Origin of the sequence: Enterobacter sp. MGH119 (genome assembly GCF_001037675.1) — a bacterium.
Classification (GTDB): domain Bacteria; phylum Pseudomonadota; class Gammaproteobacteria; order Enterobacterales; family Enterobacteriaceae; genus Enterobacter; species Enterobacter hormaechei_C.
Genome location: NZ_KQ089937.1, coordinates 12051 through 24848 on the forward strand (window position 1 = coordinate 12051; position 12798 = coordinate 24848).

At 50.8% G+C, this 12798-nt stretch carries 13 protein-coding genes; 5 read left to right on the forward strand and 8 right to left on the reverse strand.

The genetic code is table 11. The annotated features are described in order from the left end of the window. Positions 1-219 precede the first annotated feature (219 nt). Both SK53_RS23215 and SK53_RS24100 read right to left on the reverse strand, forming a co-directional pair. Entirely contained in the window at positions 220-498 is a 279-nt protein-coding gene (locus tag SK53_RS23215; protein ID WP_075262554.1) for a helix-turn-helix transcriptional regulator, read from the reverse strand. 452 nt (positions 499-950) lie between these two features. After that, on the reverse strand, positions 951-1637 hold the full coding sequence (locus tag SK53_RS24100) for a helix-turn-helix transcriptional regulator (protein WP_369794052.1): 687 nt from the start codon (positions 1635-1637) through the stop codon (positions 951-953). Between the two features lie 759 nt (positions 1638-2396). Between SK53_RS24100 and repA the strand changes: the two genes are divergently transcribed. From repA to SK53_RS21875, 4 genes are all read left to right on the forward strand, one after another. Then, a complete protein-coding gene (repA, locus tag SK53_RS21860) occupies positions 2397-3263 on the forward strand; it encodes a plasmid replication initiator RepA (protein ID WP_048210027.1) in 867 nt (288 codons plus the stop codon). Positions 3264-4430: 1167 nt separating this feature from the next. Then, entirely contained in the window at positions 4431-5048 is a 618-nt protein-coding gene (locus SK53_RS21865) for a hypothetical protein (protein WP_048210028.1), read from the forward strand. Continuing rightward, entirely contained in the window at positions 5002-5661 is a 660-nt protein-coding gene (locus tag SK53_RS21870; protein ID WP_255349782.1) for a DUF6710 family protein, read from the forward strand. The genes SK53_RS21865 and SK53_RS21870 overlap by 47 nt, the downstream gene beginning before the upstream one ends. Before the next feature lie 10 nt (positions 5662-5671). Next, the gene (locus SK53_RS21875) at positions 5672-6475 is read left to right on the forward strand and encodes a DUF4225 domain-containing protein (RefSeq protein ID WP_048210029.1); all 804 of its coding nucleotides are present in this window, start codon (positions 5672-5674) and stop codon (positions 6473-6475) included. Here the strand turns inward: SK53_RS21875 and SK53_RS21880 are convergent. Next, positions 6450-6779, reverse strand: a complete 330-nt coding sequence (locus tag SK53_RS21880; protein ID WP_048210030.1) for a hypothetical protein — start codon at positions 6777-6779, stop codon at positions 6450-6452. The two genes, SK53_RS21875 and SK53_RS21880, sit on opposite strands and share 26 nt — an antisense overlap. Before the next feature lie 155 nt (positions 6780-6934). On the opposite strand from SK53_RS21880, the gene SK53_RS21885 reads away from it, so the two are divergent. Next, entirely contained in the window at positions 6935-7606 is a 672-nt protein-coding gene (locus tag SK53_RS21885; protein WP_048210031.1) for an SOS response-associated peptidase family protein, read from the forward strand. On the opposite strand, the gene SK53_RS21890 is transcribed toward SK53_RS21885, so the two are convergent. The 5 genes from SK53_RS21890 to SK53_RS21910 all read right to left on the reverse strand — a co-directional run bounded on the left by SK53_RS21890 (position 7573) and on the right by SK53_RS21910 (position 12553). Further along, positions 7573-8070 (reverse strand): thermonuclease family protein, encoded by a 498-nt coding sequence (locus tag SK53_RS21890; RefSeq protein ID WP_048210032.1) that lies wholly within the window; start codon positions 8068-8070, stop codon positions 7573-7575. The genes SK53_RS21885 and SK53_RS21890 overlap by 34 nt on opposite strands. 161 nt (positions 8071-8231) lie before the next feature. Beyond that, complete coding sequence (locus SK53_RS21895; RefSeq protein ID WP_048210033.1) at positions 8232-10253, reverse strand: acyltransferase family protein; 2022 nt, start codon at positions 10251-10253, stop codon at positions 8232-8234. 178 nt (positions 10254-10431) lie between these two features. Continuing rightward, positions 10432-11085 (reverse strand): DUF6884 domain-containing protein, encoded by a 654-nt coding sequence (locus tag SK53_RS21900; RefSeq protein ID WP_048210034.1) that lies wholly within the window; start codon positions 11083-11085, stop codon positions 10432-10434. Beyond that, positions 11082-12296 (reverse strand): hypothetical protein, encoded by a 1215-nt coding sequence (locus tag SK53_RS21905; RefSeq protein ID WP_048210035.1) that lies wholly within the window; start codon positions 12294-12296, stop codon positions 11082-11084. The genes SK53_RS21900 and SK53_RS21905 overlap by 4 nt, the downstream gene beginning before the upstream one ends. Next, positions 12296-12553, reverse strand: coding sequence for a hypothetical protein (locus tag SK53_RS21910; RefSeq protein ID WP_048210036.1), 258 nt, complete (start codon positions 12551-12553; stop codon positions 12296-12298). The genes SK53_RS21905 and SK53_RS21910 overlap by 1 nt, the downstream gene beginning before the upstream one ends. Between the last annotated feature and the right edge of the window lie 245 nt (positions 12554-12798).

Consider the following 12798-nt stretch of genomic DNA (forward strand, 5'->3'; position numbering starts at 1 on the left):
CAACGGGGTCGAACATACTCAAACATGATAACAAAACAGTCTTACGAACAGACACTTAAGTCTGAAAGCTGTTATTGGGAAGTTCTCATGCCTCAGGATGCTCTTGTAGGTTAGACCCTTAAGTAAAATTGGCGGCAATACTTAAGGATCTGTGCGTATTTTTGTATCACTTCAAAACGAAGTAAAGTGTAAATAGTCCAAATCCTAAAATTGCACCCGTTAGGGTGCAATTTTTGATTGATTTGTGATCATCAATGAAATCATGAAAAAGTAAGAGCGTGACAATATAACTGCACGCATTGCATCGTTACTTTTTAAGTTCAGCGCCTTAGTACTTCGCTTTAGATGTGAGCGAACTGTCTCAACAGAGATATTGCAAATGTCAGCGATGGTTTCATATGCATTACCGTGAGCATACAGAGTAACGATTTCTAACTGTTTTCTGGAAAGCTCAGGAAATACGCTATGCAGGGCGTTAATAGTGTTGTCATTAATCATCGTTAAGTCCCCTAGCAAATCTATACGTAGTAAATTTACGCGTAATATGCATCTCCCTTAATGGGGAGAAACCCCATGGAACTTGTCGCGACATCTGGTATGGGCGAAGGAGTTCTGATAAGGGGGGGCTTTTGCAGCGAGGCCTATAAAGCCAGGTTCATTTGCTAAGGGGGATGTAGAGGTTTTTGATAGGTTCTTGCACATCATAGATGATGCTCCCGTGTAGTTGCTATGTCGGCTACCAAGGAGTTCTCACGCTCTGGTGGCAGCCCAGGCAGGGGTGAGAAACCGGCCTACACGGTACCGGCCAACCTTACGGTTGCCCTACCTGAACCGCCATTACGAAGATGTGCTGGTTCAGTACACAAAAAAACACGCATGTGCGTGTCTGTGTGCACGTGTAGATGCGGGTTCTCACGCCCGATCACAGGATTTACTGTGACATTTGAAGACTACTGTCTGCTTCGTGATGAGTCAACTAGATACGCATCAGGAGCAGCTCTGAATAGTCGAAACCGCGGCTTTAAGAAGCGAGGAGGAACATACGCATCCCAGTTATTCTTTTTGCAAAAGTCTAAAAGTTCGGATCCAGACGAGGTTCCGGTTTTCTGCAGGCATCGGCTGATTCTGTGTTCTACCGCTTTAAGAGAGGTTCCTAATATCCGAGACATCATTTTCCTGCTGTATTTTAGAGAGATTAAGAAGATAGCTTCCCATTCAGCATTAGTGAATATCTCGGACGGTACCCTGTATACCAACGATTTAGGAACGTCTCCCGATAGCAAGCTGTCTGGTCCAAAAATATCAACAGGCCTAACTTGAAGCATAGTTCCTGAGCAGATCCCATCATCGTCGTAATAGGGGCGGGATTCGAAGCAGAGAGCATGTATAGAGTTGCTCTCACCTATTGGATGCGTAACGATTGAAGAAAACTTATCTTCATGTTCCATAACGAGTTCCTCCTGCTTATGTATCCGCTGTGAGAGGTAAGCTAAGGAGGTAGGGAGTTGGTCTAATGTTTTTCCTACAATCGGATAATCGTTGGGGAGTTTCAATAATCGAAGAAAAGCCTGGTTTACCGCTACATACTGCAGATTGCCGTTCTTGATTGTCATAGGTTCTCTGCTGTTGGATATCAGGTTTAAGACCTGAGGAGCGAGTTGGAACTTTTTTTTGAAGAAACGAGTTTAGACATCATCCACTAATAGCCGTATGTATTTGAAATTTAGAGGTATATTTTGTGTGTTGATGTACTATATCATGTAAGCCATCACTTAACTGGATTTGATCTGCGATCATAATATTAGTTAATGATGCTTTTAAGTGTCTGATTGTATGCTACGATACAATAATTCGTAGGTGCTATCTGTAAATCAGGAGGAGTTATGGCACATCCGATACATTGCACGAAAGTCGCTGGTATCACGGAGTTCAAAAGGGATCCGTTAGGGACTGTCGAGTCAGCAGAGGGTGATGCTATTGCTATTCTGAACCGTAGCGCGCCGGCGTTTTATCTTGTACCACTTGAGCTTTTCGAAAGCTTAAAACGAGACGCAGAGGCGCATCGCTCCAGAGGTGATGTTTGATCCTGCTGCCGGAGAGATCCTAAAAATTGATCCAGCATTGTTGTGGTGATAAAGTCGGAGAACTTATTGTTCTAAATGAATTTATTAGGTTGTCACGCCGAAGAAGGTGGCAGGTTCTGGGTGGTTAGTTAGTAAAGCCCAGAAAAGCAAAAACCCCGATAATCTTAGATACTTGGCGGCATCGCGAGATTAACGGGGTCCTTAACAAATCATGCAGAAGTTGTTGCTTCTGTATGGGAGTATAACCCGTGCGCGAAAAAAGACAAGAGATTCCGTGCTTACTCCTTCTGTGCAACATAAGCGCAGGAAGTGGTGAGTAAGCAGAAATCTGAAGCCACTACACTTTACCGTCAGGTAAAAAACCCGAATCCAGAATTCATTCCTGAAAAGGGAAAGAAAACTCTACCGTTCTGTGAAAAAATTCGCGAGAAAGCTGTTGGCTTCACTGAGCGTGCAGAGTTTCAGGCTCTGGTTGCTATGCTGATCGCCCGTGGTGAGCGCAAAAAGCGCCCGCCAGTGTTACGCATTCGGGCTCTGGAAGCAGCTGTTCAGGCAATGTGCCACTATTTTAATCCCCTGGCTAATCGCGTTGGTTCATCGCTCACTACCATGAGTATTCGCTGCGGACTGGCCACGGAAAAAAAACGTCTGTCGATCACCCGTCTGACGGGCGCCCTGAAGTTTCTCGCCCAGCTGAACCTCATTACCTATAACACCGAATACGATAAAGAAATTGGCTGCAACATTCCCACTGATATCACCTTCACCCCGCTGATGTGGCAGGTGCTGGGGGTTTCTGAAGAAGCCGTTGCCGCTGCGCGTCGCAGCCGTATCGAGTGGGAGAATAAACAGCGTGAGAAGAAAGGGCTGCCACGCGCCGGTGCTGATGAACTTATCAGTGCGGCCTGGTCATTCGTTCGTGAACGCTTCCGTCAGTACCATAAGTCTCGTTATGAACACGGCATGAAACGGCACAGAGCGCGTAAGGATGCTCCTCGAACACGCAAAGAGATCGAGCAGCTGGTTCGGCTGCAGATCCAGAAAGAAATCAGGAAGGGCCGTTTCTTCGGCAGTCTTGATGCGGTGCGCGCGGAGATAGAACGTCGCGTCACGGAGCGAATGAAGCTCTCGCGTGGCCATTATGCTCGACTCGGTGATGCATTACTGGTCACAACCTGACACCTGCTAATACAGCCTCCATGACCTGGTGCCCTGGCACCGATCTACGCCTGCCCGCTTTTCGGCTTTTATTGCCGTTTTCACCTGATCCAGTCCCTGTTTCCACCCACCGGTTGGCACCGAAATGACAAACACGCCCAGCCGACATCGGTGTGAATTAACTTAACTAAAATCCGAACGTTGTTAACCACACATTTCTGTGACCGCTCGCCCAAAGTTTCACCACTTTTCTTTGCTCTTCTAGTTATCCACACAAACTACAAGAGGGTTTCTCTTCAATCCACTGGAAGGATAGCGTTCAAACCACTAAATGGAATTTTTACAAACCACGATGATCCTTTTAAACTCCTGATCTACTTTCTTTTAAAATTCAGTTATTACTTACTTTTAAAAATAAAACCTATTCGGCACCTGTCCTGTGGACATGTGTATAACGCCCGCCCTTGCAGCGGACGTTGTCCGCGCCGGTTCGGTTCAGGCGCTCTGCGCCTGGAGGTAGCACCCGCCAAAAATGGCGGGCAGGGTGCAGTACGTTACCAAGTGCCAATAGCCGAGCATCGATCACCAATATCCTCAACTCCGCACATAGACCCACCACTGAAAAGCGCAGCCACCCGGCCCAAAGGGCCGGAAGACATCGCTTTTAATGATGGATGTTGTAACTAGGATCTGAGTCGCTTAAATGCATTCTGCTGCCAAGTTCTGTGTCACACGCCCGTAAGCGGTCCTTAAGGCCCGCTAACGCGGAGATACGCCCCGACTGCGGCTACGCCTTGTCGTGACCACTCCGACGGCGCACATCGAATACTGTGAACGCTGAAAGCGGGTTATGGCTTAGCAGGGCGAAGGGATGGATTGGTGGGACCTATCAATAATGTAACCGGCTTCGCCGGGCTACGGCGCCATTTACGAAAGTGCAATATTTTGTTCATGAGGGCGCCTTCATGCGCCTGCGGCGCATTTTCTGAATGCCTGCGCGCTGCTCGGCCTTCTAACATCAGAATCTGCCAGCGGCGTTACCGGCTTTGCCGGGTGACGGCGCCACTGACCTTCGTTTTCATAGTTAACATCCGCTGGCGCCTCCATGTCGCCAGGCGGCATAATTATTCTACGTTTATGATCAATGAGATCCTCATCCTCAATACTGTCTGACTGGAGGTACCAGTAATGCAGCTTTTCCACGGAACAAGACAGCGGTTTGATGAGTTTGATGTGGCATACAAGGGAACTGGTGAGTCCGGAAACATCGATGCTTGCTGGTTTACAGATAATTTTAAAGGAGCCAGCAATCATGCGTTATTCAAAAACAGAAATCCCGGACAGCCACTGGTTTGCCGGTGTGAACTGAACTCTGGGGCGATTATCGCTAATCACCGGCTGCCGCTCGCAGAGCAGCCCGATATCGCGGCACGTCTGAGAGATGGACTTCCTATCAGCATCAGTAGCCAACTCAGTAAAGGCTGGGACTGGCATGCCCTGCGCGAGCCTCATTACAGCACTTACAAAGGGCGTATGTTTTATGTGGGTAACAGGCATGTGGATTCAGATGAAATGATCCGCCTGTACCTGAATTGTGGTATCCAGGGCGTTTATGACTGGGAAGGTATATTTACGGACAGCTATCTTCACGGTACAACTACCGTGATATTTGATACCAGTGCAGTGGGGATTATTGACAAAATCGAATACGGATCTGACGACTGGCATAGCTGGCTGAGTGAACACCGGGAGAAGAATTGTGTTCTGGAAAGGGAACAGGAAGTGCAGCAGGCTCACCACGGCTAAGCATAATTTTGAACATCTGCTGTCGGTTGCGTCTTCGCTTCCGGTCCAGGCTTTGCCGGATTTGATTCGCGCTATGGTCCGCCCTTTGCAGAGTGATTTCCTGCTCGCGGTGGCAGAAGAAGGAACCGATGCCCGTCCGGATTTGACTCCCGGGGCATTTTTCTTTAATGCCATCACAGAGGTTCAGGACTATAGCCGTATGAAGGCGGGAGAAGTTAATCCAGAAGATTACCCGCTTTCTCTGGCCAGTGATATGGTTCTTCCCTGGCCGTGGAGTCTTTCCCGTTATATCGATAATGTGTCCCGGATTGGTACGGCAAAAGGAAGAGTATGGCAGCAGGATCGTACTAATCATTATGTTGAACTCTGGCTGCCCTGGCGCATTGGTTTTGTTCGGGGAGGTAATCACTCCATCACGGCCGGTATTCTGGCGGGGGAAGGAACGTTAATCCCTGAACACGTGTGGGATATGTCTTTTCTTTTTGAGCGAATAAATACCGACGGGCTCCACTGGTATGTTGACGGTAAGAAAACTGAAGACGTGAAGTCCTGGCGCGCAGCTGCAATATTTGAGACAGGCAGGCTAATGGCTTCTTGTCCTGACGACAGATAAGGAATATGTAATGGATATCGCGCTTTTTCCCGGGCAGAGCCGGCGTCAGTGGGCTGATACAATGATCAATCTGGAAGCCCGAAAGCTTGTGAATACCGCAAATACCGTCGCGGCCATGCACCTCAGTGATTCACTGACTCGTCTGAAATTCGTGGATGAAATAAGACAGGTTGTCATGCAACAGTTTGACGCGGCGAGAAGAGCAAGGAGCGATGAAGAATGCATTGCCTGCCTGAAGAACCTCAGGGCTGAGAATGAGTTCCTGCTTGAACAGTCGCGCATGCTGAAAACCGGTTATGCCCGAATCTACGCTGAAATTCAGTATGTAACAGAGCAGAATAAAATTGTCGGATACTTCATATCCGGGATTAAGGTCGTTCTCGCCGGCGTTCAGGCCGTGTTTGGCGGTGTTATGATCGCAACGATGACGCCTGCTGGTATGCTTGCCGGTGCCGTTCTGGTCGGTGATGCCCTTAATACGGTATCACGGGAGGCAGCCCGTCAGTTCCTGAATGAACCTGCTTCAGAGGGGATCCTTGCGGACGGCGCCATGTCCATAGCGGAGTTTATGGGCTTCAGCCGCGATGTCGGCCTGGGGATCTTTAATGCAACCACGCTTGCAGCCAGCGTTTATGGTGTGTTTGGTCTGACCGGGAAAGCTGAGGCCTGGCGTCTTTTCCGTTATCTTCCCGGAGACTATTACCGCAAGGTGGAAACCATGTCTCCGGGCAAACTGACGATGAAGGTTCTGGGATGGGGGGTCGGTGCAAAGGTAGTACTTGAACTCCTTACCCGTGATGACCGGAGTCGCTGATATGAGATCTCATCAGCTTCCATGATTTATAGCCAAGTCTGACCGGCATCACCAGAAGCAGCACAATCAGGAGAAAGACGACGGCAACCACGCAGGAGATAAGATGGCTGGCGTTGCCAAAGAGCGCGGTGAGCAGGGTGATGATGGCCATCCCGCCGGTGATCCAGGCTACCGACAGGAAATAGCCGGCCAGATCTTTCAGAACCTTATCCAGCGAGTCCCCCGTCGCCTGGTGACGTTTGATTCGCTCGATATCCTTACTGGTGAATCCTGCCGCGATAAGTTCCTGGTTTTTCACTGTCATTCACGTCTCCTTTAACCTGATAAAAAGAATACACTATTTAGACGTCCCGTACCTTCCTGCTTTTGTCTCCCCTGTCCGGATCGTTGTCCGTTGCCGTTAAACAATCCATGCTTCTCATTTTTCTTATACTTACCCTTTAACGGCAGGAAACGCTTATGTGTGGACGTTTTTCTCAGTCACAGACCCGCGCTGAATACCTGGCTTATCTGGCCGGTGAGGTTGATGCCAGGTTTTCCGCAGTGACGGAGCCGATCGGACGCTACAACGTGGCGCCGGGGACCCGGGTGCTGTTGCTCAGTGAAAGCAATGATCAGCTGCAGCTCGATCCCGTTCTGTGGGGATATTCCCCGGAGTGGTGGCATAAAGCGCCCCTGATTAATGCCCGTGTTGAAACTGCAGCTGAGGGACGTATGTTTCGTCCGCTGTGGGAACGCGGCCGCGCCATAGTGTTTGCTGACGGGTGGTATGAATGGGTACACCAGGGGAACCAAAAACAGCCGTATTTCATTTACCGCAGGGACGGTCAGCCCGTGCTCATGGCTGCCATTGGTGCACGGCCATTTGGTCTGAGGGATGACGGGGAAGGGTTTGTTATTGTCACGGCAGCTGCGGACAAGGGACTTATCGATATCCACGATCGTCGTCCTCTGGTGCTGACGCCGGATGCTGCCCGGGACTGGCTGCGCGAGAGTCTCAGTGGTGACGAGGCGGGCAGGACAGCCAAACAGGGGGCGGTACCTGCTGAGGCATTCACCTGGTATCCGGTTTCCCCAGCGATCGGCAACGTGCGGAATCAGGGAGCGTCTCTGATTGAACCTCTCTCCTGATGCTGGCTACGCCAGCGCCAGGGTTCAGTCTGACCCGGAACTGACCAGAGCCCGATACCCTGTCGGCGGGCTTCGGCTTCCAGCTGTGCATAGTCAGTCCGGGCCGGTTTTCCGTGGTACCGGTATACCCAAGCCAGCCCTTTGCGGATCTGCGCGGCATTCACATCCGTCGCGCCAAGCCACACGGTGCCCAGCCGCCGCCCGTAGCGATCCGTTTCTTCACCCGTGATGGTTACGTTACGCTGCGCCACCATTGATGTGAGTTCCTGCCTGGAGCGCTGGCCAAAGGGCTGGTTCTTTTCCGGCGCATCGATACCGGCAAGACGAACACGCGTCAGCTGGTTCCCTTCACCGAGAATCTCAACGGTATCCCCATCGAGCACACGAACAATCCTGCCGTTGATATCCGCACTGGCCTGATACGTCACGATGAGCAAAGTAATTAAGTACAGTTTCCGGAACATGGCTATATCTCTGATGTTTTCGTTATATGAATGTCTCATTTATAGAAGCCAGAGTATATCGCGATGTTGTGGGTAGTTGATGTATCGTATAGATAAAAGTGTATTAAAAAGGGCACAATGTGCCCTTTAAGTTACCGTCAGATTTTATAAGTACACCAGATTCACTTTAATGGATTACCAAATTCATTTAGGTACAGCTGACCGAATTTATAGGAAGCATAATCGGTAAGATGTCCCACATCACGGTAAACAGTTACGCCATCAATATTTGTAATGCATTTACCACTAATGCACTGTATTGATTTAGGGTCAATAAAGGTCAGTGTTGGGAATTCAGACTTCATTTTAATCATCAGTTGCGTGACTTTTTCCCCGTTGGTATTTGCCGGGTTTTGCATATCACATTCATTGATGTCAAACGGGCGCCGATGAATAACGTGCTGATTTATACAGTTTTGATAGTTGCGTGGCATGGTCGCAGTGGTGAACATGATAATTGGTTTTGAACCCGCATCTATGATCGTACGTATGGCTGTACGTAACGCCATTTCGTATCGACTGCCTGAAAGTGCCTCACTTCGCTCATCTCCATCCTTAGTGATTAACTGAGCGCCAAAATAATTCGACCACACATGGCCTATAATGACGTAATCAAAGTGATTTGATTTTATATAATCATAATACTTCTCAGTATTATCATGACATTCCTGATATTTGACGCCTTTATATTTCCACCAGTCAAACTGATAGATTCCAGGTAAGGTCAGGCACGAAGAGGTGGTGAGGGAATACATTTTTATGCCAGCATCCTTAGCCAGCACATCATAAAACCCCCAGAACTGGTTAGCGTTTGAATCGCCAATCAGAAAGGCTTTCTTCGACCCTTCATGATCGCCGAACTGACAGTCCGTAAGGACCATGCTTCCACTGAGACAGCCATCCCTCGATGCGGCATTCCCGGAAGCGTTGTTCAACAGCTGTAACGAGTGATTGTATTCATCGCTGAAGCGCTGCGGCAACCCCTTGGTTTTCTCGGTTAATGAGTAAAGGGCCGTGCAGACCGTGAGCGGGATAATTACAAGCAGGATTATACTCTTTGTAAAAGACAGCTTAACCCGACGGAAGCGCTCTTCTATGCCGTGATAGGTGATTACCGCCAGTCCTGCAGTCATCGCCAGTGCAATACACAGTGCCTTGCCGGACAGGGTGAACTCAAGATAATTGAACGCTGCAAATACGGGCCAGTGCCACAGGTACAGAGAATAGGAGATTTTCCCCGTGTAGTTTATCGGCGTCAGTTGTAAGGTACGATTTACGAATGTATTTGGATTTAACAGTAATACTGCAGAGGCAAGGCAAACAAGCAGTGTCCAGCTGTTTGGATATGTCTCGACGCGAATGCTTAAACCTGAAGTGCAGATAAGTACAGCGATAGCTGCCACTGTCAGAGAATTACTCAGCCATTTATGATTTAGCTGAACTCTGTCCTTCAGGAGAGCGGCGCTTCCACCAATCAGAAACTCAAAAGCGCGCATATTTAATGAATAGTAATGCTGACTGGAAGAGTACAGGCTGATAAGAATAACAATTATTGTTGCAGTTAAGGTCAGTAACAACCAGCCATAAAGGAACGGCTTATACGAAAACTTTCTTTTAAATTTACTGAGCAGTAGTGTCAAAATGCCCGCGAAAAGCGCAAAGAAAAAATACCACTGCCATTCAATTGCCAGCGACCATGTATGCAAGAGGAGGAAGTAATCAGAGTCAGGAGATGCATATGCTGCACTAAGCTTGTCAAAATACTGGTTTGATAAGAACAGAGTGGTGTATTTGGCACTTTTCGTGAACGCTGTGTAATCGTCAGGAATGTAACAGTATGTCGCTACAATGATGGCGCCGAGAATTGTCACCAGCAGTGCTGGCTGCAATCGCCATAATCTGCCTTTTATAAAATTAGTTAGGGAGAAGGTTCCTCTTTCAATTTCACTGATGACTTTTCCGGTAATCAGAAATCCTGATATGGTAAAAAATATATCAACACCAATAAATCCTGAAGGGAAGTATGACAATCCTGCATGGAATAATATAACAAGCAGGACAGCGACAGCGCGAAGACCGTCTATATCTTGCCTGTAATTCTGTACTGCATAACTTTTCGTTTGATTATCTAAAACTAAATCCATTTTATAATGGCACCTTACATATACATATTTTATGGCTGTTCTGATTGTTCTCAGCCTTTCGGAAAGCAGAGCACGTAATATTTTCCTGAAATCCTATGATATCGTTTCTGTGTAACGAATATCAAAAAAGAAGTCGCGTGTTTTAGTTTTACGTCCTGTCAGGGTGCTTGCTCTTAAGTCATTTACTGACGTCGTTAACAAGTAACTGAGATGCATAGCTGATATTGAGCCCTGTCATATTGGTGTTCAGTGCCTTCATCATACCCGCACTGGTGTATCTGACGTTGTCTTTCAGCTTCCCCTGGTAACCTTTTGAGGTGACAACCTGCAGCTGTTCAGATGTACGTAGCGCTCCCCTCCCCGCGAGCAGGTCTGATTCAACGGCGCGCAGGTACACCGGGGAGGCGGCGACCACAAACCGATCGTCAGGCTTTGCCTGCATCAGCGTCCTCAGGGAGGTGCTGCGTCGTTCAGCAGGCGGACGTGCCGTCAGTCGTTCCCAGTGAGTGCGATGGCAGAACGGCATCGAGGAGAACGTGGCCTCATACGGGACCACGGGATCTGAGACATGCAGTAGCCCCAGGCCCGCAGATATAATCCACATCTCAGCACCGTTACGCGCCGCAGCGGCAGCTGCCCTGCTCCAGTGCTGACCCGTATACAGTTCGCCGGCGGTCAGGGGGGGCGATCCGCAACGGGCCTGCGCCAGCCTTTCCAGCCAGAGCCCGTATGCTCTCTCCACGTCTCGTTCATCCGGAAAGACCGCATCACCTGCAGGCACGGTTTTACGGCGCGTGCAGGTCACAATGAGATGGACGTTGCCTGTACTCATGACGGCGTCCCCGCGCTGTCGTCGTTCCAGACGATCACCGTGGCCAGATGGTCCGCCACCTCCTGCCCCGTGTAACCGGCCAGGATCGCCAGCCCCCTGGAGCCTGCGTCACGGGAGAGCGGGCTCCGGAACCCGAATCCGTCCGTCATCAGGAGCCACTGCAGACGGTCAGTCCAGCGCTCGCCGGGTTTGCGGACCGGCGAAAACACAATCTCCGTCAGTTGCCCGCGGTTGCAGTACAGCTGTCGCTGCTCCAGTTCATCCAGCAGGCTGTTCAGCTCGCGCCGGTCAGCGTCTTCCTGACTCATCTGCGGCCAGCGAATGCGGTGCCACTGCAGCTCCTGCGCCTGGTCGCCCGTGAACCCCGCGCCGGTGAGAAGGCCGGCCAGCGCAGCCTCCGTGTCTTCCTCGTATGTGGCAGCCGTGAGCGGGTCCGCGTCGCGCAGAACGTGCAGCAGGCGCGCCGGTGCCGGCATCATCCGGAGGGACGCTTCAGGACTGACCACGGCCAGGCGAATATCCTCAGTCAGCCCGGTGATCCCCAGCGCCTGCAGCGCGGTGTCCAGCTGGCGGTACCAGGTGCCGGTCAGGTCAGTCGGCGCGGTCCCGTCCGGTGTACCCTCCTCCGGCGCGGCGCTCTCATTGATCTGCACCCGGACCGCAATCCCCGCATCGTGGCAAGCCTGCAGCCAGGCGGCGACCTGCAGGGGATCGCCTTCCAGACGCGTCAGCTGGCCGGCCGTGTTCCACAGCTGCAGGCAGGTGGTGCCGTCAAGACGGATAACGTAGTCGCCCCGGCACGCCAGGTGCCAGCGGTCGTCCAGCGCCACCGGCCGGTCGTCTGCTTTCTCATCCGGGCTGCGCGGGACCAGGGGCAGAACCCGGACCGCCGTCGCGCGCTGCTCCGCCAGGACGCGCGCCTGTTCGTCAGCCAGAAGCGGGGCGGCCAGCGCACGGCCGGCGTCCGTCAGCTCAACGGCCAGCTGCATGTTCGGGGCGCGCAGGGTGCGCAGCCAGCCCGCGGCTTCCATGCGCCGGCAGGAGGCGCGGAGGTTCGGCCCGTACACCGGGGCATCCCCGCCCAGCTCCAGCACCCGCTCAATATCCCGTGTTGCCACCGGTCCCGGACGTTTTGCATCAAGGGCAGCCAGCACAATCAGCACCCGCCGCTGCAGTGGCGAAGGCCGGCGCGCATTTTTCACATCGGTCATTACAGCTGCCTCATGGTCTGGATTTCGTCAATCATCAGCATCAGGCGCTGCCTGTCCGCATCGATGATTTCCGGGCGTGCGTTTGCCGCGACGGCCAGACTGGACCAGAGTGACAACACGGCAAAGGCCTTTGCCTGTTCGAGCTCCAGGCCAGTGTCGTCAAGGAGCTCCGTTCTGGCCAGATGTTTTCTGATTGCGGCTTCACATTCGCCCGTCAGGATGTCATAGGGGAGTGAAGTGTTCTGTTCTTGTTCCATCCTGCACGCTCCGTCTGATTATGTCAGGTTAAGTGTGAAATCATACTTTGAATGATTTTATACTAAGTTTGCAAACATCATATCAGATGTGATTTTTTGATAAATAATAAATATCACATCAGATATTAATTTATTCTGGTTTCCTGATAATCATATCACCCGCCCGTTTCCCGCCGCGCAGATCCGAAAACTCCCGAAATCGGAATTGCTGGCCTTAAGCACCTGACTGACCTGACGGTATTGTG